This window comes from Clostridium tertium, from assembly GCF_017873245.1.
Lineage (GTDB): Bacteria > Bacillota > Clostridia > Clostridiales > Clostridiaceae > Clostridium > Clostridium tertium.
The window spans coordinates 399,965-423,028 of sequence record NZ_JAGGJY010000001.1; the positions used below are offsets into that span (position 1 = coordinate 399,965).

The following is a 23,064-nucleotide window of genomic DNA, read 5'->3' on the forward strand; positions in this document are numbered from 1 at the left end:
AAATGGCTAATTACAGAGGCGGCAGAATAAACGAAGAAGTTAGAAGAGAAATAAGTGTTATAATAAGAGATGAAATTAAAGATCCTAGGATGACTGCTATGGTTTCAATTACAGCAGTTAAAGTAACTAAGGATTTAAGATATGCAAAGGTATTTGTAAGTATTTTTGGTAAAAATGAAGACGAAAAAAATGAAACCTTTGCAGCATTAAAAAGTGCAAGCGGATATATAAGAAAAGAAATAGGCCAAAGAATAAATTTGAGAAATACACCTCAAATATTATTTGAACTTGATGATTCTATAAGCTATAGTATGAAAATAGAAGAGCTTATAGAAAAGGCTAAGGAAAAGTAATGAATACATTACAAGACATATCTAAAGTAATTTTAGATAGTAAAAAAATTGGCATTACCTACCATGTATCACCTGATGGTGATGCAGTAGGTAGTGCACTTGCACTATTAAATGGATTAAGAACCTTAAAAAAAGATGCTTATTTAATTTCAAAAGATATAATATCAGAAAATCTTCAATTTCTTAAAGGTGCAAATGAAGCTACAGGAAATTTAATAACTCCAGTTGATAATACTTCAATAGTTGTAGTATTGGATTGTGGAAATTATGAAAGAATATCTGCAGACTTAGATAATTTTAAAGGAAGTATAGTAAATTTAGATCATCATATTACAAATGATAAATATGGAGAATTAAATTATGTAGATATAGAAGCTGCAGCTACAGCAGAAGTAGTTTTTGAATTGTTAGAATTATTAGGAATTGATTTTAATGATGAAAATGATGATATAAGAGATATAGGAACGTGTCTCTATACATCATTAGTTACAGATACAGGTGCTTTTAGACATTCTAATGTAACTTTTAGAACTCATAATATTGCAGCCAGATTAAAGAAAATTGGTGTTAATAACACTTATATACATCAAAATCTTTTTGATAACAAGAGTTTTGAAAAGATTAGATTAATAGGTAAAGCATTAAATGATATGGAACTTTTATTTGATCGAAAAGTAGCGTTAATTAAAATTCCTATGGCTTATGGGGATGAGCTTGGAATAGAAATAGGGGACACATCAGATATAATAGCTTTTGGATTACAAATAAAAGGTGTAGAAGTTGCACTATTAATAAAGGAAATAGAAAATGGTTCTAAGGCAAGTTTAAGATCAAAAGATAAATTTGATGTTAGAAATATAGCTGAAAAGCTAGGTGGCGGTGGTCACGTAAAAGCGGCAGGGATAACTTTAAAGGGGATAAAATTAGACGAGGCAAAGAACAAAATTCTAGAGGAAATAGAGAAAGAGTTGTTATAATGAACGGCGTAATTAATATTTTTAAGAATACTGGTATGACTTCTTTTGATGCTGTAAGAATAATAAAAAAAGCAGCAGGAACTGGAAAGGTTGGACATACTGGCACACTAGATCCAGAAGCAAGTGGTGTTTTACCTATATGTATAGGTAAAGGAACAAAAATTATTGATTATATAATGAATAGTGACAAGGTCTATGAAGTAGAGTTTAAGCTTGGTATAAAAACTACTACATATGATTTAGAGGGAGATATAATAGAAGAAAAAGATCCATCTAATATTGGAAATGAAGATATATTGAAAGCTATTTATTCTTTTGAAAAAGAATATTCTCAAGTTCCACCTATGTATTCTGCTTTAAAACAAAATGGTGTAAGACTTTATGAATTAGCAAGAAAAGGCATAGAAGTAGAAAGAGAAGGTAGACTTATAAGTATACATAAGATAGAAGATGTAAGGATAAATAATCCATATATTAGTATGAAAGTTACATGTTCAAAGGGGACATATATGAGAAGCCTTTGTTATGATATAGGGGAAGCTTTAAATATTGGAGCTACTATGACAAAGCTAAAAAGAAGTAAAACATCTAAATTTACTGAGGATGAGTCTATTAATATAGAAGATATAAATTCTGAAAATATAAAAGATTACATTATAAGTATAGAAGATGCTTTAGATTCCTATGAAAAGTTAATAGTTTTAAGTAGATTTTCAAAACTTTTAATTAATGGTGTTAAAGTTTTTGATAAGAGGCTTACTAAAGAAAATATTGAAGTAGGAAAACTATATAGAGTTTATGATGATAGTGGGATTTTTATAGGACTTGGTAAAAGTGATCATCAAGGCTTTAAAATAGAAAAATTATTAATTAATTAGGGGAGCAGGATATGATAGTAATAGATGATATTATTATGGATAATAAGGACAGTGAAAACTATGTAGCATTAGGAAGTTTTGACGGACTTCATTCTGGCCACTTATCCCTTGTAAAAAAGACTGTCCAAGTTGCTAAAGAGAAGAATGGAAAAAGTATGGTTTTTACATATAAAAATCATCCTAAAACATTAGTAAAGCCGGAAAGTGCACCTAAATTAATTATGGATTTAGAAACTAAGCTTAAGTATTTAGAAGAAGAAAATGTAGATATAGTAGTACTTAGAAGTTTTACTAAAGAATTTATGTCAGTTTCTGCAGAAGATTTTATAAAATTACTTTGTGTAGATTATAATGTAAAAGGAATTATAGTTGGATTTAACTTTAGATTTGGATATAAAAATTTAGGGGATGTAAAACTATTAGAAGATCTTCAAGGTAAATATGGATATAAATTATATGTAATGGAGCCATATACTTATAATAGTAATGTAATAAGTAGTACTAGAATTAGAAAGAGTATTTTAGAAGGAGACGTGAAGGAAGCTTCTAAAATGTTATCTAAGCCATATTTAATTAAAGGAAAAGTTATTCATGGCAAAAAGTTAGGAAGAACTATAGGATTTCCAACTGCAAATTTAGAGTTTGATAGTAAAATTATAATTCCAGATAAGGGAGTATATTATACTAATGTAGAATATAATAATAAAACTTATAAAGGAATTACATCTGTTGGGTATAATCCTACAGTAAATGGGCAACAATTAACTATAGAAACATATATACTAGATTTTGATGATACTATCTATGGACAAGAGCTTAAAGTTTATTTCATTGAAAGAATAAGAGAAGAAATAAACTTTAATTCATTAGATGAGCTTGTTGAACAAATAAAAAAAGACGAAAATTTTGCTAAAGATAGAGAGATAGTAATATAATTATGTAAATTTATAATTTACAATATCTATATCATTTGTTATAATAGCAAAGAAGAACCTAATTCTAAGATATGAGGGTGCTAGCTCATTTCCTGGATATAGGGGATAATTTTACGGAGGTGCGAACAATGGACGCAATAAGAAAGCAAGAAATAATCAAAGAACACGGAAGACATGAAGGAGATACTGGTTCACCAGAAGTGCAAATCGCTTTATTAACAGAAAGAATTAATTCTTTAACTGGTCACTTAAAGATGCACAAGAAAGACCACCACTCAAGAAGAGGTCTTTTAATGATGGTTGGACAAAGAAGAGGTCTTTTAAATTACTTAGCTGATCAAGATATCGAAAGATACAGAGCTATAATCAAAAAATTAGGCTTAAGAAGATAGTTTTTAGAGCGGTTTTTAAGCCGCTCTATTATTTTAACAATTTTGAATGATAAGATATAAGCCTGAAGGGAGGTTACAAAATGAACAATGTAATGAAAACAACTATAGCTGGTAGAGAACTTAAGTTAGAATTTGGAAAGATTGGTATGTTATCAAATTTAGCAGCATTTATTAGCTATGGGGACACAGTAATTTTAACTAATGTTAATGCTTCAGAAAAACCAAGAGAGGGTATAGATTTCTTTCCTCTAAGTGTAGAATATGAAGAAAGATTATACTCAGTAGGAAAAATACCGGGTGGATTTATTAAAAGAGAAGGTAGACCTTCAGAAAATGCTATATTATTTGGAAGAGCGGTTGATAGACCATTAAGACCTTTATTTCCAAAGGGATATAGAAATGATGTGCAAGTCGTTTGTACAGTAGTATCAGTTGAGAAGGATAACCTACCAGAAATTCTAGCAATTAATGCAGCTTCATTATCATTATGCTTATCAAGCATTCCTTTTACAACTCCTGTTGCAGCTGTGCAAGTAGGTCTAATCAATGGAAACTTCATTTTAAATCCAACATCTAAAGAAAGAGAAGAAAGTGAACTTCAATTAACTGTTTGTGCAACAAGTGAAAGAGTTATGATGATTGAAGCTGGCGGTCAAGAAATTCCAGAGGATGTTATGCTTGCTGCTATTAAATTTGGATTTGATAGTTGCCAAGATATTATTAAATTCCAAGAAGAAGCAATGCAAAGATTTGGAAAAGAAAAAATGGTTCCTGAATTATACAAGCCAAGTAAAGAATTAGAAAATGAAATTAAAGAATTTGCTGGCGCAATGATTAAAGAAGCCATGTGGATAACTGACAAAGATGAAAGAAATGCTGCAATGGATGAAGTGAATGAAAAGGTTTATGCAGAATTTGAAGAAAAGTATCCAGAAAACGTAGGAGATATAAAGGAAATAATCTATAACTTACAAAAAGAAGTTGTAAGAGATATGCTTTTAAATCACCATAGAAGACCAGATGAAAGAGCATTTGATCAAGTTAGACCAATATCATGTGAAGTAGGAATTTTACCAAGAACTCATGGTACAGGATTATTTACAAGAGGATTAACTCAAGTAATGACTGTTGCTACATTAGGAGCAGTAGGAGATATTCAAATAATCGATGGTATAGGTGAAGAAGAATCAAAAAGATACATGCACCACTATAACTTCCCCGGATATTCAGTGGGTGAAGTAAAGCCTTTAAGAGGACCAGGAAGAAGAGAAATAGGTCATGGAGCTTTAGCAGAAAGAGCATTAGAACCATTAATACCTTCAGAAGAAGAATTCCCATATACTATTAGATTAGTATCAGAAGTATTAAGCTCTAATGGTTCAACATCACAAGCTTCAGTTTGTGGTAGTACTTTAGCATTATTAGATGCAGGAGTTCCTCTTAAGAGACCAGCAGCAGGTATAGCAATGGGACTTATAACTTCAGAAGATCTTACAAGAGAAGAGGTTTTAACTGATATTCAAGGAATAGAAGACTTCTTTGCAGATATGGACTTCAAAGTTGCAGGAACTGTAGAAGGAATTACGTCAATACAAGTTGATACTAAGATAAAAGGATTAAGTTTTAAAGTTATAGAAGATGCTATAATGGGAGCTAGAAAGGCTAGACTTCATATCTTAGATAAAATAAGTGAATGTATTCCAGGACCAAGAGGAGAAGTTTCAACATATGCTCCTAAAACTTCAATAATAAGTATAGATCCAGAAAAGATAAGAGATGTTATAGGTGCAGGTGGAAAAGTTATAAACAAGATTATCGAAGAAACTGGAGTTAAAATTGATATTAAAGAAGATGGTACAGTATTTGTATCTTCAGCAGATCATGATGGAGTAAACAAAGCAATATCTATTATCGAAGGTTTAACAAAAGAAGTTAAAGTTGGAGAAGTTTATTTAGGAAAAGTAACTAAAATAGCTACTTTTGGTGCTTTTGTTGAAATTCTTCCTAATAAAGAAGGATTATGCCATATATCAAAATTAGATAAAGCAAGAGTAAATAAAGTTGAAGATGTAGTATCTGTAGGCGATGAAATATTAGTTAAGGTAACTGAAATAGATAATCAAGGAAGAGTTAATCTTTCAAGAAAAGATGCTTTAACTGATGACTCAGAAGAAAATAAAGAAAAAAGCGAATAGAAAAAGTAAGTAAAGGGCAATTTATTGCCTTTTTTTCTTTATATAATAAAAATTAAATTAAATATAAATAATTAAGTATTACATAACTCTAAAATAATATAGAATAATAGTAATATAGAATAAATATAAGATAAATAAAGAGGAGGAACTATGTACAATATATATACATTAAAAAATGGTTTAAGAGTTGTAACAGAATATATAGATCATGTGAATTCAATTAGCGTTGGTGTTATGGTTCAAAATGGTTCAAGAAATGAGGATTTAGAGTTAAATGGTATATCACATTTTATAGAGCATATGTTTTTTAAAGGGACAGAAAAAAGAACTTCAAAAGAAATTGTTCAACAAATAGAAAATGTAGGTGGCCAAATAAATGCTTATACAAGCAAAGAAGCTACTTGTTATTATATAAAAGCTCTAAATACACATTTAGATTTATCAATAGAAATTTTAGCTGATATGTTATTAAATTCTAAATTTGATGATGAAGAAATAGAAAAAGAAAAAGGCGTAGTTATTGAAGAAATAAATATGAGTGAAGATACCCCAGAAGATGTTTTAGATAATGATTCATCAAAGGCTATTTTTGGCGATAATTCATTGTCTTATCCTATACTTGGTACTATAGATAATATAAAATCATTTAATAGTAAGAAGATAAAGAAATTTGTAAAATCACATTACGCACCTCATAATTCAGTAGTTTCTGTATGTGGAAAATTTGATGAAAAAGAATTAATGAAAATGCTAGAAGAAAATTTTGGCTCTTGGGAAGGAGAAGGAGATTATAAACCAGAATATAAAACTCCAATTTTACTTTCACAAAGTAAATATACAAATAAACCTATAGAACAACTTCATATAAACTTATCATTTAAAGGGTTACCATATGCACATGAAAAGGCTTATTCTCTTGTGCTTTTAAACAATGTATTTGGAGGAGGCGCATCATCTATATTATTCCAAAATGTAAGAGAAGAGTTAGGTCTTTGTTATACTATTTATTCATATGGTCAGCCATATTTAGGAGTTGGAATAAATAACATATATACAGGAGTAAGTAAACAATCTGCAGATAAGGCATTAGATGTTATTAATCAGGAACTTAAAAAATTTGCTAAAGAAGGAATTTCTAATGAAGTGTTAGAAATTAATAAGGAAAAAATAAAAGCAAGTTATATATTAGGCTTAGAAAGTACATCATCTAGAATGTTTTCAAATGCAAAAAGTATGTTACTTCAAAATAAGATAAAGACCCAAGAAGAAGTAATAAAAAGAATTAACAATATAAATGCTGATGACATAAATTATGTATTAGATACTTGCTTTAAACCAGGCATAATAAGCTCAGCATATGTAGGTCAAGATATAGAGTGGGAGAAATTAAACAATATAATAGAGCCAAGTATAAAGGCTTATGATAATTTAAATAAAGATGGACTAAGAAGAATATAATTTAATCATAATAATTTGTACTAAATAATCTCTAATTAGCATAAGATTTACATAAGATAATGTGGAGGTGAATCTTATGTTAAGAGGAGATAAACGAAAAGGTGAATATTATGAAGAAGAGTCAAAAAGAGAATCTAAATATAGACTTCTTAGTGACTTAGAAAGATATGAAATATTTAATACAGAAGAAGCAGAAAAATATGATACTCAGCAAGCTTTAGATTTTATAATTGATGAAGATGGGAATTTACAATTTATAGTTGCTGCTGTTGCCGGAAGTAAGCTAGGCCTATTCAGTAGTAGGGAGTATGTAGAAGTCCCTTGGAGTTATGTTACTAAAATTGGAGCAAATGTTATAGTTGTTTCAGCTGATAAGGATAAGATAAAAAGGGCAAGAGCATAATTTTAGGGAGGTTATTACTTGAAAATAATTATACAAAAATTTGGAGGTACATCTGTATCTACTGAAGAGAGAAGAAATCAAGTAGTAGCTAAGGTTAAAAATGCAATAAATGAAGGATTTTCACCTGTAGTAGTTGTATCTGCAATGGGACGAAAAGGAGAACCTTATGCTACAGATACTTTATTATCTTTATTAGATAATAATTTTAAGAGGAATAACCTACAAGCAACTGATATGCTTATGTGCTGTGGAGAAATTATAAGCAGTGTAGTAATGAGTAATGTTTTAATAAATGAAGGTATCCAAGCAGTTCCACTTACTGGTGGCCAAGCAGGTATTATAACAAATGATAGTTTTTCTGAAGCAGATTTGCTTTATACAAGAACAGAAAATATTAAAGGTATTTTAGAAAATGGAAAAGTTCCAGTAGTTACTGGATTTCAAGGTGTAACTGAAAAGGGATATTTAACAACCCTAGGAAGAGGGGGAAGCGATACATCAGCCTGTATTATAGGAGAAGCCCTAAATGCAGAGGAAATAGAGATATATACAGATGTAGATGGAATAATGACAGCTGATCCCAAAATAGTTGATGATGCATCATTAATAGATACAATAACTTATAATGAAGTTTTCCAACTTGCAGACCAAGGAGCAAAAGTTATCCATCCAAGAGCTGTTGAATGCGCAAGAAAAGCTAATATTCCAATAGTTATTAAGAATACTATGAGTAACTGTAAAGGTACTTTAGTTAATAGTTATGGAACAAGTAATCATGAGAGAACTATTTCAGGAATAACACATTTAAATAATAGAGCACAAGTAACAGTAAGATTGAATGAAAACAAAGATAAAGCAAATTATAGATATTTATTAGAAATTTTAGCAAAAAAGAATATAAGTCTAGATTTAATAAATATATTTCCAACAGAACAAATTTTCACTATAGATTCATGCGAAAAAGAAAAATTAGATAGAGTCCTTAAAGAAGCAGATATAAAATATAATTTAATAGAAAATTGTAGCACTATAGCTATAGTTGGAGTAGGAATGACTGGTGTACCTGGGATAATGGCAAAAATAATAAATACACTATCAAAAGGCTCAATAGAAATCCTTCAAACAGCTGATTCTAATATGACAATATGGTGCTTAATTAAATCTGAACATGTTAAGAATGCTCTTAATCTACTTCATAAAGCATTTAATTTAGGTGAATAAAATAAATCCTCTTGTACAAAATAATATTGTATAGGAGGATTTTATTATGAATAATTTTTTTGACTCATCAAAAGATGAAAATAAGGATATAGAAAATGAAGAAGAAAACCTAAAAGAAGCTAAGGAAAAGAGAGAAGAAATAAAAGAATTTGGGACTGATAATGGTGTAGCGCAAGATGAAAGCATTCAGATACTACCTATAATTGGTCAAATAGAAGGTCATCAAGTTTTGCCAGCTCAGTCGAAGTCAACAAAGTATGAACACGTGATTCCTCAACTTATAGCTATGGAGCGTAATGATAATGTAAAGGGAGTATTAATAATACTAAATACAGTTGGTGGAGATGTAGAAGCTGGATTAGCTATTGCAGAAATGATAAATTCTTTATCAAAACCTACAGTTTCAATAGTTATAGGTGGTGGACATTCAATTGGAGTACCACTTGCAACTTCATCAAGTTATTCTTTTATAACTCCATCAGCTACAATGATAGTTCATCCTATAAGAATGAATGGATTTGTTATAGGGGTAGCTCAAACATTTAATTATTTTCAAAAGATGCAAGAACGTATAGATAACTTCATTGTAAGAACATCTAAAATAAAAAAAGATGAATTAAGACAAATGATGTTAAAATCAGATGAACTATTAAATGATATGGGTACAATTTTAATTGGAAAACAAGCAGTAGAATGTGGATTAATAGATGAAGAGGGTGGAATTAAAGATGCTCTAAATAAATTGAAAGAGCTAATTGGAGAAAAAGAAAGTAAAAAAGGAGTATAGGAATAATTATATAAATTTATGAAAAAAAGAAGTTTTCTTTGGAATATATTATATTAATTTAAGCAGTTTAAATAATAGATAGTTATTTAAATTGCTTTTTTTTTATTAAAGTTTATAATATTATTATGTAAATAATTGACTTACAATAAATGGGAGAGTTGCGAGGTGATTGTGTGTCTAGAGTCAAAGCAAAAAATACTAATAAAAAAAAGGACACAAATAAAAAAAATGATGTAAAAGAAAATGGAGATATTAAAGGTATAGTTTATATAGCAGTAGGTATTTTATTAGCTATAGCAATTTACACAACTTGGGCAGGAGCATTATCTATTATATCAAGGCAAGTGATATATAAGTTAATAGGAGTAAGTGCTTTTGTACTTCCATTATATTTAATTTATTTTGGGTATCATAATATAGTTTCAAAGGGAAGTATTAAAGTAACAAGAAGGTTTTTTGGTATTACTCTTATTATAATATCAATAACGTTAGGTTGTGCAACTGGCAGTATTCATGTATTGCAATCAAAAGAAGGATTTTATGAAACTTGGCAAGAAGTAGTTAAAGTTTCTGGAATACATGGAGGACTTATAGGACATTTAATTTCTTATCCATTAGGTAAGCTTATTGGTTATATAGGTTCATATATATTATATGTTGCATTGTGGGCAATAGGAACAATATTAATATTTGATATAACTTTATATGATATAATAATGTTTTTTAAAGAAGAAAGTCAAAAGATAAAACCAAAAAAGAAAGAAATAAAAACTAAAGTCAATGTAGAAAAAGAAATAGAAAAAGAAAAAACTCCATTAATAGATGCAGTTCCTAAGGTAAAGGAAAGAGAAAGAGAAGAGTTTATAAATGGAATAAATAATAAAATAAAAATTCTTGATTTTATGAAGAATTCTTCATTAGATGAAGGAGCACTAGAAAGTTCTGTTGAAGAGTTTAAAGAAAATAAAAAAAGTAATCCTTTTAATATAGAGGTTTTTGATGAAGAAAAGCAAGAAGAAGCAGTAAATAAAGAAATTAAAGAAGAAAAGGCTAAGAAAAAAGAAAAATTAGATAATACAGTTAAGGATGTAGTAAGTAAGGAAATAGAAGAAAGCTTAACGGATGAAAAGAAGGAAGAAAAAATTTATCAACATCCATCAGTAGAGCTTTTAAATATAAATAGCAAGATGAAGCTTAAAAGTGAGGATAAGAAAGAGTTAATAGAAAACGCAGGTAAGCTCGAAGGTATTCTTAATGATTTTGGAGTGGATGCAAAGGTTGTTCAAGTAACTAAAGGACCTTCAGTAACTAGATTTGAAATTCAACCAAGCCCGGGGGTAAAAGTTTCAAAAATAGTAAATCTACAAGATGATATAGCCCTAGGACTTGCAGCTAGTGGTGTAAGAATGGAAGCTCCTATACCAGGAAAGGCAGCAATTGGCATAGAAGTTCCAAATAATAAGCAAACAGCAGTATTTCTAAGAGAAGTTTTAGACTCTAATGAATTTAAGACATCAAATAAAAAATTGGCTTTTGCATTAGGAAAAGATATAGCAGGAAAATGTGTAGTAGGAGATTTATCTACAATGCCTCATATGCTAATTGCAGGGGCAACTGGATCTGGTAAATCGGTATGTATTAATACCCTTATAGTTAGTTTGTTATATAAATATAGTCCAAATGAAGTGAAATTATTAATGGTTGATCCTAAAGTTGTAGAACTTAGTGTCTATAATGGAATACCACACCTTTTAATTCCTGTAGTTACAGATCCTAAAAAAGCAGCTGCTGCATTAAACTGGGCAGTTAATGAAATGAATAAGAGATATAAATTATTTGCAGATGCATCTGTAAGAAACATTGAAAGTTATAATGCTCTTTATGAAAAGGGAATAATTGAAGAAAAGTTACCATATATAGTTATGATAGTAGATGAGCTTGCTGATTTAATGATGGCTTGCCCTAATGATGTAGAAGATTATATATGTAGATTAGCACAAATGGCCAGAGCAGCAGGAATGCATTTGATAATTGCAACTCAAAGACCTTCTGTAGATGTAATTACAGGTGTAATTAAAGCTAATATACCATCTAGAATTTCTTTTGCTGTTTCTTCAGGGATAGATTCTAGAACTATATTAGATTCAACAGGTGCTGAAAAGTTACTTGGAAGAGGAGATATGTTATATTGTCCAATTGGGGAAAATAAACCTATTAGAGTCCAAGGAGCATTTATATCAGAAGAAGAAGTGGAAAAGGTTGTAAGTTTTATAAAAGATGAAGAATCAAATGTAGATTATGAAGAATCTATAATTGAACATATAGAAAATGGAACAAAGGATGCTGGTAATTTAGGAGATAACGAGAGTGGTGATGAACTTTTAGATGAAGCAATAAAGGTTGTTATAGAATACAATCAAGCATCTACATCATTCTTACAGAGAAAACTTAGAATAGGATTTAATAGAGCTTCAAGAATAATGGATGAACTTGAAGAACGTGGTATTATATCAGAAAAAGATGGAAGTAGGCCAAGACAAGTTTTAGTTTCGAAAGAAGAATTAAATATGGAAGATTAAAAAAACTTGTAAATATTATTTTTCTACATTAAAATAATATTTAGGCAAAATGAGCAATAATTTATAAAACGTAGGAGGAAGTAGCTTTGGAAAAATATAAAGTTGGGATGGTAAGTTTAGGATGTGATAAGAATAGAGTTGACTCTGAACTTATACTTGGAACTATAAATAAATTTTATGAAATAACTAATGATCCTAAGGAAGCTGAAATAATAATCGTTAATACATGTGGATTTATAGAAAGTGCTAAACAAGAATCTATAGATACAATACTAGAGATGGCTGAATATAAGAATAAATATAAATGTAAGATGCTTATAGCTACAGGATGTTTAGCTCAAAGATATGGTGAAGAACTATTAGAACTTATGCCAGAAATTGATATTCTTATGGGTGTTAACGACTATATGAAGTTACATAAGCTTATCTTAGATTTTATAAGAGGAGAAAGAAAGCTACTTGCAACAAATTATAGCGATGAAAATATAAATGAAGGAATAAGACTACTAACAACGGATAAACATACTGCTTATGTTAGAATAGCAGAAGGATGCGATAATTACTGTACTTACTGCATAATACCTAAAATAAGAGGGAAATTTAGAAGTAGATCTAAAGAAGCAATATTAGAAGAAGTAGAGACGCTTGTAAAAAATGGAGTAAAAGAAATTATATTAATAGCACAAGATTTGACTTACTATGGAATGGACATATATAAAGAAAATAAACTTCATGAATTAGTTAGAGAAATTTCTAATGTTACGGGAGTTGAATGGATAAGATTGCTTTATTGCTATCCAGAGGAAATAACAGAAGATTTAATTGAAGAAATGGCGATGAATCCAAAGGTTGTAAAATACTTAGATTTACCTATACAACATATAAGTAATAATATTTTAAAGCGTATGGCAAGAAGAACAAATAAAGAAACAATAACTAATATAATTGATAAATTAAGAGAAAGGATTCCTGGAATAGCACTTAGGACATCTCTTATAGTTGGTTTTCCAGGAGAAACAGAAGAAGATTTTAATGAATTATGTGAGTTTTTAGAAGAGTACAAACTTGATAACGTTGGAGTATTTAAATATTCAAAAGAAGAAGGTACTCCAGCAGCTGATATGGAAAACCAAGTTGAAGAAGAAACAAAAGAAAAAAGACAAGAAAAACTAATGCTAGTTCAAAAAAAAGTAGTAGAAGAATTAAACAAATTGAAAATATCAAAAGTTTATGATACTATTATAGAAGGAAGAAAAGGTAAATATTTCATTGGAAGAAGTTCAGAAATGGCACCTGAAATTGATGGAAATATTTTAGTTAACACAACTAGAAATCTTGAAAAAGGTGATATTGTAAAAATCAAAATTAAGGAAGCGTTAGAGTATGATTTAGTAGGAGAGATATGCGATGAATTTAGCAAATAAGCTAACAATGCTAAGAATATTTTTGGTACCTTTATTTTTAATATTTATTGCTATAAAAAACATTCCATATGGAACTTTCATAGCTACTTTTATATTTATAATTGCATCTTTAACTGATCAATTAGATGGATATATTGCAAGAAGTAGAAATCAAATAACCAATTTTGGTAAATTTATGGATCCTCTTGCAGATAAGCTTTTAGTAACAGCAGCTTTAATATCATTAGTTGAGCTTCAAGTTATACCAGCTTGGGCAACTGTTGTTATAATAGCAAGAGAATTTGCAGTTTCAGGTCTTAGAACAATTGCAGCTGCTGAAGGAAAAATAATTGCAGCAAGCACTTGGGGTAAAGCTAAAACTGTTACTCAAATAGCAGCTATAATATCTTTATTAATTCAAGTTAATGTAGGCACTTCAAAATATTTAACAGCATTAGTTTCAGAAAGTAATATGTTTAGAGTTATTATTACATATGGGCCAAGGTTTCTATTATTTTTAGCTGTTGTAATGACAATAGTATCTGGGATTGACTATTTTAATAAAAATAAAAAAATAATAAATACTAATAAATAGTTTATTATATAATAAATAGGATATAATTAAAAATAAAAGTTCCATCTTAGATAGTTGGAACTTTTAATATGCAAGATATTAATACGAAATTATATATTATATGTTGACTAAGGTTAACATATAATATATAATTTGTTTATAGAACAAATGTTCGTTTTAGAGAGGAAGGTGCTATATGGGAAATATAGATATGGATAAGTTAAAAGCTATAGAAAATGCAATGGGTCAAATTGAAAAACAATTTGGTAAAGGATCTATAATGAAGCTTGGAGAAAATAGTGCATTAAATATTGAAACTATTTCAACTGGATGTCTTGACTTAGATATAGCTTTAGGTGTAGGGGGATTACCTAAAGGAAGAATAATAGAAATATATGGACCTGAAAGTTCAGGTAAAACAACAGTTGCATTACATGTTGCTGCTGAAGCACAAAAGCTTGGAGGAGCAGTTGCATTTATAGATGCAGAACATGCTTTAGATCCAAGTTATGCTAGAAGATTAGGTGTTGATACAGAAAATCTTATAGTTTCACAACCAGACACAGGAGAGCAAGGGCTTGAAATTGCTGAAGCATTAGTTCGTTCAGGTGCTATAGATGTAATAGTAGTTGATTCAGTTGCGGCTTTAGTTCCAAGAGCTGAAATAGAAGGTGAAATGGGAGATTCTCACGTTGGTCTTCAAGCAAGACTTATGTCACAAGCTTTAAGAAAGTTAACAGGAACTATACAAAAAACAGGTTGTATAGCTATATTTATAAACCAATTAAGAGAAAAAGTTGGTGTTATGTTTGGAAATCCTGAAACTACAACAGGAGGAAGAGCATTAAAGTTCTATTCTTCAGTTAGACTTGATGTTAGAAGAATAGATTCAATAAAACAAGGTGAAAGCGTTGTAGGAAACAGAACAAGAGTTAAGGTAATTAAGAATAAGGTAGCGCCTCCATTTAAACAAGCTGAATTTGATATAATGTATAATGAAGGTATATCAAGAACAGGTAATATAGTTGATGTAGGTGTAAAAGAAGGTATGGTTCAAAAGAGTGGAGCATGGTTCTCTTATGGTGATGTGAGATTAGGCCAAGGTAGAGAAAATGCAAAGCAATACTTAAAGGACAATCCTGAAATTGCATTAGAAATAGAAAATAAAATAAGAGAAAAATATGAATTACCTATTATGAAAGAAGTAGCTATTGATAAAAATGTAAAAGAAAAATAAAACTCATAGCAACTTGAATATAATTAGATAAATATGTTAATAATAAAAGTCGATAATAATAATATTTTTATATTATTATTATCGACTTTATTGTTTAATAGTAAGATAAAGCAAGTAAAATTTACGTAACAATGGGAATGTAAACAATTAAATTTACTTTGTGAATTATACAACTAAACTTGACATAATTTTAATTTTAAGATAAAATAATAACAAATACTGGTTTTATCATATTTCAAATATCAGTTAGATTAAGTATGATACCTACTACATTTTCTATTAAACATAAGTTTATATGAATGGAGGAGGTGTTGTTATGGATAATATTCTTGGTATAGTAATTTATGTTGTAGTATTAGTCATATCAGGCTTATTACTTTATAAAGGTATACAAAGTGCTTCTAAAAAGAAAATAGAAGGCTTAGAAAAAGAAGCAGAAACTCTTTTAGAAAATGCTAAAAGAGAAGCTGAAGCTACTAAGAAAGAGTCGATTTTAGAAGCAAAGGAAGAGGTTCATAGACTTAGAAATGATCTAGAGAGGGATTCAAGAGAAAGAAGAAATGAAATTCAAAGACTTGAAAGAAGAATAATTCAAAGAGAAGAATCCCTAGACAAAAAGAGTGATCTTTTAGAAAAGAAAGAAGAAGCACAAAATAAAAGGTTACAAGAAATCGATGAAATGGAAGCAAATGTACAGGAACTATACTCTAAGAGAAGAGAAGAGCTTGAAAGAATAGCAACTTTATCTAGCGATGAAGCTAGAGAAATCCTTTTAGAAGAAGTTAGAAGAGAAATAACTCATGAAACTGCTATAATGATCAAAGATATAGAAGCTAGAGCTAAGGAAGAAGCAGATAAAAAAGCGAGAGAAATTATAACAACTGCTATTCAAAGATGCGCAGCAGATCATGTATCAGAATCAACAGTACATGTTGTTGCCCTTCCTAATGATGAAATGAAGGGTAGAATTATAGGTAGAGAAGGTAGAAATATCAGAACTCTTGAAACATTAACAGGGGTAGATTTAATAATAGATGATACTCCAGAAGCAGTTATTTTATCAAGTTTCGATCCAGTTAGAAGAGAAATTGCTAAAATAGCTTTGGAAAAGTTAATTGTGGATGGTAGAATTCATCCAGCTAGAATCGAGGAAATGGTAGAAAGAGCTACCAAAGATGTAGAAAATGATATTAAAGAAGAAGGAGAACAAGCAACATTAGAAACTGGTGTTCACGGTGTTCATCCTGAAATAATTAAATTACTTGGTAGACTGAAGTATAGAACTAGTTATGGACAAAATGTGTTAAAGCATTCTATTGAAGTTTCATATTTGGCTGGTGTAATGGCTGCAGAATTAGGTCTGGATGTAAATTTAGCGAAGAGAGCAGGTTTATTACATGATATAGGTAAAGTAGCAACACAAGAAGAAGAAGGTCGTCATGCTGTAATAGGTGGAGATCTGGCTAAAAAATATGGAGAATCACAAGTTGTAGCAAATGCTATAGCTGCACATCATGGAGATGTTGAAATGTTAACACTAGAAGCTGTTTTAGTTCAAGCAGCTGATGCAATATCAGCAGCAAGACCAGGTGCTAGAAGAGAAACTCTAGAAGCTTATATTAAGCGTTTAGAGAAACTTGAAGAAATTGCAAATTCTTACGAAGGTGTAGAAAAGTCATATGCAATTCAAGCTGGTAGAGAGATTAGAATTATGGTTAAACCAGATCATTTAGATGACGCTGGATCTGTAGAATTAGCTAGAAGCTTAGCTAAAAGTATAGAGGAACAATTAGAATATCCAGGTCAAATTAAAATTAATGTTATAAGAGAAACAAGAGCAGTAGATTATGCTAAATAAAATAAAGGGATTATATCGAAATAAATTTTGATATTACTCGAAATAGAAAAGGAAGTTCAAATTCGAACTTCCTTTTTTGTGCATAATAACATAATGTGACCATTTAGTAAAAATCTAGTAGTTGAATTTGTAGTCTTATTTAGAATAATTATATGTGGTAATTGTTGCTATGAATATAATAAACAAATATGAAAGTAGAAATAAAAATAAAAAAGATAAAAAAAATTTCAAAATAAAGGAGGATTTTTTTATAACTTATAGAATATATATATTGCAAGAGTAAAACTCTTGCAATATATTGTAAACGATTTTTATCTAGGAGGTAAAGACAAGTGGAAGTATTAAAAGTTTCAACAAAATCAAATCCAAATTCAGTGGCAGGTGCATTAGCTGCCATAATTAAAGAAAAAAATATAGTAGAAATCCAAGCAGTAGGAGCAGGTGCTATAAATCAAGCCGTAAAAGCAATTGCTATAGCAAGAGGCTTCGTTGCCCCTAGCGGAAAAGATATTGTTTGTGTTCCAGCATTCACTGATATTGAAATAGATGGTGAAGAAAGAACAGCAATAAAACTAATCGTTCAACCAAGATAGTAAGTTCTGAAATTTAATTTGGGGAGAGAATTTATTTTAGGGGAGATAAAGAAAAGGACTACATTAATGGTAGTTCTTTTTCATATTAAGGAAAATAGATGTTATAAGCCTTGAAATTTTTTTTATTTACATATATAATGAAATAGTTAAATAGATAACTATTTTAAATTTAATGTAAAGAGGTGTGTTTAATGGTATCTAAAGAAGTTGTAGTAAACAACGGAACTGGTTTACATGCTAGACCAGCAACTTTATTAGTAAAGAAAGCTTCATCTTTCAAGTCAGATGTAAGCATAGAATTTAACGGCAAGAAAGCAAACGTTAAGAGTTTAATAGGAGTTCTTTCTTTAGGAGTAACTAAAGGAGCTGCTATTACTGTTTTAGCAAGCGGAGATGACGAAGCTTTAGCAGTAGAAGAAATATCTAACTTAATAGCTAGTTTAGAAGACTAATAAAAAAGTGCCAATAGGCACTTTTTTTATGTATAAGAAAGTTTAGGGTTTAAAATGAGGTTATATAAAATATTTATCACTTTTAAATTGAAAAATATATTTATTTGATTTTTTCTTTTTTAAGTTTTTAAGTGGGTATATATAAGTTTAAGTTAATATTGAAATAAGTGGTAGTATAAGTAAACTTATATATGCTCACTTTTTTATATAGTTAATAGTTATAATAGTATGTAGTTAACTGAATAATTTCAAGGATCTGCATCTAAATATTAAAGAAATCAAGTCGATAGCTCCAGCAAATACTGATATATATATTATTCTTTGTAATAAGACTGATCCACCAACTAAGAAAGTAACTAAGTTTACACTTAACAAACCAATAAATCCCCAATTAATTGCTCCAATTAACACCAATAAAAAAGATATTTTGTCAACTATATTTATTTTACACATAATTTTCCCTCCTTATGAATTAATACAGTATATATATATTAAAAAATAACAAAAATATAACTGAAAATTATTTTAAAAATACTGAAAAAATAATTAGGTTATGTTATAATACGAATTATTACATAAAAAAATAAAAATTTATTCGGAGGTTATCTAAGGATGAAAGATTTATATAATTCACCATTAAACTCAAGGTATGCATCAAAGGAAATGAGTTTCATATTTTCAGATGATATGAAATTTTCAACATGGAGAAAGTTATGGGTTGCATTAGCAGAAGGAGAAAAAGAATTAGGTTTAAATATAACTGAAGAGCAAATAGATGAACTGAAATCTAATATATATAATATAAATTACGATGAAGCAATAAAAAGAGAAAAAGAAGTTAGACATGATGTTATGAGCCATGTATATGCATATGGATTGCAATGCCCTAGTGCCAAAGGAATTATTCATTTAGGAGCAACTAGTTGTTATGTAGGTGATAATACAGACATAATTATTATGAGAGATGCTTTATTATTAATTAAAAAGAAGGTAGTAACAGTATTAAATCATTTATCAAATTTTGCGATAAAATATAAAGATATGCCAACTCTTGGATTTACACATTTTCAGCCTGCACAATTGACTACTGTAGGAAAAAGAGCAACTCTTTGGATGCAAGATTTAGTATTAGATATAGAGAATATAGAATTTTTATTATCAACATTAAAGTTAAGAGGAGTTAAAGGAACTACAGGTACTCAAGCAAGTTTTATGACTTTGTTTAATAATGATGAAGAAAAAGTTAAAGAATTAGATAGTATAGTAGCAAAGAAAATGGGCTTTGAAAAAAGTTATGGCGTTACTGGGCAAACATATCCTAGAAAATTAGATTCTATAGTATTAAATAGATTATCAGAAATTGCTCAAAGTGCTTATAAATTTAGTAATGATTTAAGATTATTGCAAAGCATGAAAGAAATTGAAGAACCATTTGAAAAAAATCAAATAGGCTCATCTGCTATGGCATATAAGAGAAATCCTATGAGAAGTGAGAGGATGGGATCTTTAGCAAGATATGTGATAGTGAATTCATTAAATCCAGCAATAACAGCTGCAACTCAATGGTTTGAAAGAACTTTAGATGATTCAGCAAATAAAAGAATTGCAGTAGCAGAAGCTTTCTTGGCCTTAGATGGAGTTTTAAACTTATATATAAATATTGCAGAAAATATGGTTGTATATGAAAAAGTAATAAGTGCACATGTAAATAATGAATTACCTTTTATGGCTACAGAAAATATAATGATGGAAGCAGTTAAAAGAGGTGGAGATAGACAAGAGCTTCATGAAAAAATTAGAATTCATTCAATGGCAGCTGCACAAAGAGTAAAAGGTGAAGGATTAGATAATGATTTACTTGAGAGAATTATAAAAGATGATGGATTTATGTTAAGTGAAGAAGAAATAAGAAGTATTATTAATCCAATCAAATTTGTAGGAAGAGCTCCAAATCAAGTTGTAGAATTTATAGAAAATTATATAAATCCAATTATAGAAGCAAATAAAGATTCATTAGAAGTAAAGAGTGAAATTACTGTTTAACATAATTAGTTATAGAAGTCATAGTATATTTAATAATATACTATGACTTCTATATTTATTTTAAATATTTTTTAAATTTGAATAAAAATATTATATAAGACAATAATTAATAGATAGAACTAGCAAAGGAGGAATATAAATGAATATTAACAAAGAAGAATATATGAGTGAATGTATTAGTTGTAGTGGAACAGGAAGAATAAAATGTGATTGTGGAACAGAAGAATTACCTAATTCTAGATGTATAACTTGTAACGGTGATGGAAGTTTTATATGCCCTGTTTGCGATGGAGAAGGAAAGTTTTAATAATAAAGAAATTATCTAATAATTAGTTGCAAGATATTTAATTATAAAAATTTATTTAAAAATTATATTATATAGATAGGAGTATCCTATCTTATTTTTTTGCCCATTTTGAATAATTAAATAACTAAAATTTAATTATTCAAAATAAATATCCTTAGATTTTGCATCATAAGTAATATTGTAATTTAAATAACACAAATTAAAATATAATAATATTATATAATGTAATAATATTATAAAAGAGGGTTTTATGGCAAGATATGTAAAGAACTTAATGAGAAGTGAAGTAAATGTACAAAAACAAAGAGAAATTATTATGACTAGAATTGGTGATGTAAAGGGAAGTAGCGATTTAGATGTTATTTACTTAGTTGGTAATGAGAGAGGAACTGGAAAAAATAAAGTTTATTATAATATGCAAATAATCATTTCTGATGGAGAAAATGGAAAGACTGTAACTATAGATCTAAGAGGGATAGAGGGATATAATCCTAGAATAGAATTAGAAAATTTTAAAAAAATTACAAGTGATAATGAAATATTATTTAGCGTAGAAGATATAGGAAATAATGGATATTTAACGGCTCATATGTATTATTTAGATGGATATAAAGCTATAAAAATTTTTGATACAGATTATTATAATCAACTCGATTCCTATCAAGTTATATATCAAGATAAGTATAAAGTGGATGTAATAGATGTAAATAGGGGAATGACTTATTCTATAGATATAAGTGGAAAAGATAAGGATTATTTAAATAGCTTATACAACAATAATGGGATTTTAAGGAAGAGAATAGCGGGAAAGGTTCTATTTGTATCTGGATTAAGTCCAATAAATTTAATAAGAAGTGATATATTAGATCTTTTAGTTACACAAAAGATAATAGGTATAAATGAAAAAGATATCTTAGGGGTAATGAGTAATATTTTAAGTTTTGAAGGTGTTGGTTTCACTAAAGTAGATTCTTTTGTAGGCATATTAGGTGAAAAAACATCTAATATGCTAGTTAGGGTAGAAAATAAGTTAAGTAAAGATTACTTAGATTTCTCAAAGGTTGAATTTATAGAATCTGAAGTATCTAAGGACGAAGCTATAGAAAGGATAATTGAAAAAGAATTTTTACTAAATCCTGATGAGGATAAGGTTAATTACTTATATAATAAAGTCAAATTAAAAGATGATGATAGTTATCAAATATTAGTTTATTTAGAAGGACCTAGATTTTGTACTGAAAGAGGTGGTACTTTAGCTATATTAGAGGAAAAAAATAATGAATATAATGTTATATCAAAGATAAGTAATGCTACAAATCCCATTATAATATCTGAAAATAAAACAAATGGGTATAGAGATTTAATAGTGAAAATGATAGATAGTGATAAGGATGATTTTAGGTTATTAAAATTTAATGGAAATGCATATCCTTTAGATCCAATTAAAGAAGAAAGGTTAAAGAGAGGTAGTAAAATTAAAGGAATAGCAGCAATTTCTGATGACTTATTTTATACAAGAGGAATTGAATATAAGTAGTATAAAAAAATCCCTATAGAGAATTGATTTTATCACTCTATAGGGTACACTTATAGTCAAAAAATTATAAGAAATTTATTTTAAATTATTTAAAATCATAAGTTTTATTTAGTTAATTCAAGTGTATTATTTAAGTCAACTTTAAATGTATCTCCATCTTTCATTGAAATGTGTCCAGAAGTATAAGGTTTTCCATCTAAAGTTATGATAACTTTAGATACATTAAAATAATCACCAAATGTATTGCAAATAGCAGTTAAAGTACTAGACTCAGGACCAGAACCTAAGTTTTGAGCTTCAACAAAATTAGATGAAAAATCTAGCTTTATAGTATCATTTTCACTATCAACTTTTGCTGAGTTTAAAGAAATATCACTATTTAAAGCAGATGCAATTTCTTCGCTTGGATTTTTCTTTAATTCATTAACTAAAGCAGTTGCTACAGCCTTATCTTTAATTTCAATAGTTTTATTTATGTAAACTATTTTGTCAGTAACAACATCGTAATAATAAATATTTGCATCATCGGTTGTTATTTCATTAGAATTATTAGTATCATATTTATCACTTTGGTTACTATCCTTGTTCTTATCTTCTTCGTCAGTTATAGTAGATTCATTATTACTAATATTAGATGCTGTATTATTTTTGTTATTATTTGCTTCTGCCCCACAAGAAATTATTGAAAAAGGTATGGACAATGATATTAATATTGCTAAAATTCTTTTTTTCATTTATTAACCTCCTTAAAAATATATGTTTCAATTGCAATTTATATAATTATAATTAATAGGATATTAAGTAGTTAATACGCTTATTTAAGCAAAATTGAAGGCATATATTATATAATAATTTAATTAATTATAGTATATCATAATTAAA

At 28.7% G+C, this 23,064-nt stretch carries 22 protein-coding genes; 20 read left to right on the forward strand and 2 right to left on the reverse strand.

All coding sequences use genetic code 11. The features are described from left to right. Nucleotides 1–2: 2 nt before the first annotated feature. From rbfA to J2Z25_RS02035, 17 genes are all read left to right on the forward strand, one after another. Nucleotides 3–353 (forward strand): 30S ribosome-binding factor RbfA, encoded by a 351-nt coding sequence (gene rbfA / locus J2Z25_RS01955; protein WP_008678419.1) that lies wholly within the window; start codon nucleotides 3–5, stop codon nucleotides 351–353. After that, entirely contained in the window at nucleotides 353–1,330 is a 978-nt protein-coding gene (locus J2Z25_RS01960) for a DHH family phosphoesterase (RefSeq protein ID WP_209737908.1), read from the forward strand. Before rbfA ends, J2Z25_RS01960 begins: the two co-directional genes overlap by 1 nt. Continuing rightward, nucleotides 1,330–2,208: a tRNA pseudouridine(55) synthase TruB gene (gene truB / locus J2Z25_RS01965; RefSeq protein ID WP_209737910.1), complete on the forward strand. Its 879-nt coding sequence runs from the start codon at nucleotides 1,330–1,332 to the stop codon at nucleotides 2,206–2,208. Before J2Z25_RS01960 ends, truB begins: the two co-directional genes overlap by 1 nt. A gap of 11 nt (nucleotides 2,209–2,219) precedes the next feature. Further along, nucleotides 2,220–3,143, forward strand: a complete 924-nt coding sequence (locus J2Z25_RS01970) for a bifunctional riboflavin kinase/FAD synthetase (protein WP_209737912.1) — start codon at nucleotides 2,220–2,222, stop codon at nucleotides 3,141–3,143. 128 nt (nucleotides 3,144–3,271) lie between these two features. Further along, a complete protein-coding gene (gene rpsO, locus J2Z25_RS01975; protein WP_008678426.1) occupies nucleotides 3,272–3,535 on the forward strand; it encodes a 30S ribosomal protein S15 in 264 nt (87 codons plus the stop codon). A gap of 80 nt (nucleotides 3,536–3,615) precedes the next feature. Continuing rightward, nucleotides 3,616–5,730, forward strand: a complete 2,115-nt coding sequence (locus J2Z25_RS01980) for a polyribonucleotide nucleotidyltransferase (protein ID WP_209737914.1) — start codon at nucleotides 3,616–3,618, stop codon at nucleotides 5,728–5,730. 150 nt (nucleotides 5,731–5,880) lie between these two features. Beyond that, entirely contained in the window at nucleotides 5,881–7,188 is a 1,308-nt protein-coding gene (locus J2Z25_RS01985; RefSeq protein ID WP_209737916.1) for a M16 family metallopeptidase, read from the forward strand. Between the two features lie 76 nt (nucleotides 7,189–7,264). Then, nucleotides 7,265–7,591 (forward strand): YlmC/YmxH family sporulation protein, encoded by a 327-nt coding sequence (locus J2Z25_RS01990; RefSeq protein WP_008678429.1) that lies wholly within the window; start codon nucleotides 7,265–7,267, stop codon nucleotides 7,589–7,591. Between the two features lie 18 nt (nucleotides 7,592–7,609). Beyond that, complete coding sequence (gene dapG, locus J2Z25_RS01995; RefSeq protein ID WP_209737918.1) at nucleotides 7,610–8,812, forward strand: aspartate kinase; 1,203 nt, start codon at nucleotides 7,610–7,612, stop codon at nucleotides 8,810–8,812. 46 nt (nucleotides 8,813–8,858) lie between these two features. Next, on the forward strand, nucleotides 8,859–9,599 hold the full coding sequence (locus J2Z25_RS02000; protein WP_008678431.1) for a ClpP family protease: 741 nt from the start codon (nucleotides 8,859–8,861) through the stop codon (nucleotides 9,597–9,599). A 173-nt stretch (nucleotides 9,600–9,772) separates the two neighbouring features. Further along, the gene (locus tag J2Z25_RS02005) at nucleotides 9,773–12,178 is read left to right on the forward strand and encodes an FtsK/SpoIIIE family DNA translocase (RefSeq protein WP_209737920.1); all 2,406 of its coding nucleotides are present in this window, start codon (nucleotides 9,773–9,775) and stop codon (nucleotides 12,176–12,178) included. Nucleotides 12,179–12,264: 86 nt separating this feature from the next. After that, nucleotides 12,265–13,602 (forward strand): 30S ribosomal protein S12 methylthiotransferase RimO, encoded by a 1,338-nt coding sequence (gene rimO, locus J2Z25_RS02010; RefSeq protein WP_209737922.1) that lies wholly within the window; start codon nucleotides 12,265–12,267, stop codon nucleotides 13,600–13,602. Further along, nucleotides 13,586–14,176 (forward strand): CDP-diacylglycerol--glycerol-3-phosphate 3-phosphatidyltransferase, encoded by a 591-nt coding sequence (gene pgsA, locus J2Z25_RS02015; protein WP_008678435.1) that lies wholly within the window; start codon nucleotides 13,586–13,588, stop codon nucleotides 14,174–14,176. Before rimO ends, pgsA begins: the two co-directional genes overlap by 17 nt. Before the next feature lie 175 nt (nucleotides 14,177–14,351). Continuing rightward, the gene (recA, locus tag J2Z25_RS02020) at nucleotides 14,352–15,392 is read left to right on the forward strand and encodes a recombinase RecA (protein ID WP_008678436.1); all 1,041 of its coding nucleotides are present in this window, start codon (nucleotides 14,352–14,354) and stop codon (nucleotides 15,390–15,392) included. A 316-nt stretch (nucleotides 15,393–15,708) separates the two neighbouring features. Beyond that, on the forward strand, nucleotides 15,709–17,250 hold the full coding sequence (rny, locus tag J2Z25_RS02025; protein WP_008678437.1) for a ribonuclease Y: 1,542 nt from the start codon (nucleotides 15,709–15,711) through the stop codon (nucleotides 17,248–17,250). A 332-nt stretch (nucleotides 17,251–17,582) separates the two neighbouring features. Then, nucleotides 17,583–17,843 carry a stage V sporulation protein S gene (locus tag J2Z25_RS02030; RefSeq protein ID WP_016206312.1) on the forward strand — a complete coding sequence of 87 codons (261 nt, stop codon included), beginning with the start codon at nucleotides 17,583–17,585 and terminating at the stop codon, nucleotides 17,841–17,843. A gap of 191 nt (nucleotides 17,844–18,034) precedes the next feature. Then, nucleotides 18,035–18,295 carry an HPr family phosphocarrier protein gene (locus J2Z25_RS02035; RefSeq protein WP_008678438.1) on the forward strand — a complete coding sequence of 87 codons (261 nt, stop codon included), beginning with the start codon at nucleotides 18,035–18,037 and terminating at the stop codon, nucleotides 18,293–18,295. A gap of 234 nt (nucleotides 18,296–18,529) precedes the next feature. Here J2Z25_RS02035 and J2Z25_RS02040 read toward each other — a convergent pair whose 3' ends face one another. Continuing rightward, nucleotides 18,530–18,748, reverse strand: a complete 219-nt coding sequence (locus J2Z25_RS02040) for a DUF378 domain-containing protein (RefSeq protein WP_209737923.1) — start codon at nucleotides 18,746–18,748, stop codon at nucleotides 18,530–18,532. 159 nt (nucleotides 18,749–18,907) lie between these two features. Here J2Z25_RS02040 and purB point away from each other — a divergent pair, with 159 nt between their 5' ends. The 3 genes from purB to J2Z25_RS02055 all read left to right on the forward strand — a co-directional run bounded on the left by purB (nucleotide 18,908) and on the right by J2Z25_RS02055 (nucleotide 22,182). After that, nucleotides 18,908–20,338, forward strand: a complete 1,431-nt coding sequence (gene purB, locus J2Z25_RS02045) for an adenylosuccinate lyase (protein WP_209737925.1) — start codon at nucleotides 18,908–18,910, stop codon at nucleotides 20,336–20,338. 139 nt (nucleotides 20,339–20,477) lie between these two features. Then, nucleotides 20,478–20,645, forward strand: coding sequence for a DnaJ-like cysteine-rich domain-containing protein (locus J2Z25_RS02050; RefSeq protein ID WP_209737928.1), 168 nt, complete (start codon nucleotides 20,478–20,480; stop codon nucleotides 20,643–20,645). Between the two features lie 250 nt (nucleotides 20,646–20,895). After that, complete coding sequence (locus J2Z25_RS02055; protein ID WP_209737930.1) at nucleotides 20,896–22,182, forward strand: hypothetical protein; 1,287 nt, start codon at nucleotides 20,896–20,898, stop codon at nucleotides 22,180–22,182. A gap of 104 nt (nucleotides 22,183–22,286) precedes the next feature. Here the strand turns inward: J2Z25_RS02055 and J2Z25_RS02060 are convergent, their stop codons facing one another. Continuing rightward, nucleotides 22,287–22,916, reverse strand: coding sequence for a GerMN domain-containing protein (locus J2Z25_RS02060; protein ID WP_008678447.1), 630 nt, complete (start codon nucleotides 22,914–22,916; stop codon nucleotides 22,287–22,289). Between the last annotated feature and the right edge of the window lie 148 nt (nucleotides 22,917–23,064).

Coding starts and splice junctions, on each gene's coding strand:
- purB (WP_209737925.1), top strand. CDS start 18,908: ATGAAAGATTTATATAATTCACCATTAAACTCAAGGTATGCATCAAAG.
- J2Z25_RS02050 (WP_209737928.1), top strand. CDS start 20,478: ATGAATATTAACAAAGAAGAATATATGAGTGAATGTATTAGTTGTAGT.
- rny (WP_008678437.1), top strand. CDS start 15,709: ATGGATAATATTCTTGGTATAGTAATTTATGTTGTAGTATTAGTCATA.
- pgsA (WP_008678435.1), top strand. CDS start 13,586: ATGAATTTAGCAAATAAGCTAACAATGCTAAGAATATTTTTGGTACCT.
- rbfA (WP_008678419.1), top strand. CDS start 3: ATGGCTAATTACAGAGGCGGCAGAATAAACGAAGAAGTTAGAAGAGAA.
- J2Z25_RS02060 (WP_008678447.1), bottom strand. CDS start 22,916: ATGAAAAAAAGAATTTTAGCAATATTAATATCATTGTCCATACCTTTT.
- rpsO (WP_008678426.1), top strand. CDS start 3,272: ATGGACGCAATAAGAAAGCAAGAAATAATCAAAGAACACGGAAGACAT.
- J2Z25_RS01960 (WP_209737908.1), top strand. CDS start 353: ATGAATACATTACAAGACATATCTAAAGTAATTTTAGATAGTAAAAAA.
- J2Z25_RS02000 (WP_008678431.1), top strand. CDS start 8,859: ATGAATAATTTTTTTGACTCATCAAAAGATGAAAATAAGGATATAGAA.
- J2Z25_RS01985 (WP_209737916.1), top strand. CDS start 5,881: ATGTACAATATATATACATTAAAAAATGGTTTAAGAGTTGTAACAGAA.
- J2Z25_RS01980 (WP_209737914.1), top strand. CDS start 3,616: ATGAACAATGTAATGAAAACAACTATAGCTGGTAGAGAACTTAAGTTA.
- J2Z25_RS02055 (WP_209737930.1), top strand. CDS start 20,896: ATGGCAAGATATGTAAAGAACTTAATGAGAAGTGAAGTAAATGTACAA.
- J2Z25_RS01990 (WP_008678429.1), top strand. CDS start 7,265: ATGTTAAGAGGAGATAAACGAAAAGGTGAATATTATGAAGAAGAGTCA.
- J2Z25_RS01970 (WP_209737912.1), top strand. CDS start 2,220: ATGATAGTAATAGATGATATTATTATGGATAATAAGGACAGTGAAAAC.
- truB (WP_209737910.1), top strand. CDS start 1,330: ATGAACGGCGTAATTAATATTTTTAAGAATACTGGTATGACTTCTTTT.
- J2Z25_RS02040 (WP_209737923.1), bottom strand. CDS start 18,748: ATGTGTAAAATAAATATAGTTGACAAAATATCTTTTTTATTGGTGTTA.
- recA (WP_008678436.1), top strand. CDS start 14,352: ATGGGAAATATAGATATGGATAAGTTAAAAGCTATAGAAAATGCAATG.
- J2Z25_RS02035 (WP_008678438.1), top strand. CDS start 18,035: ATGGTATCTAAAGAAGTTGTAGTAAACAACGGAACTGGTTTACATGCT.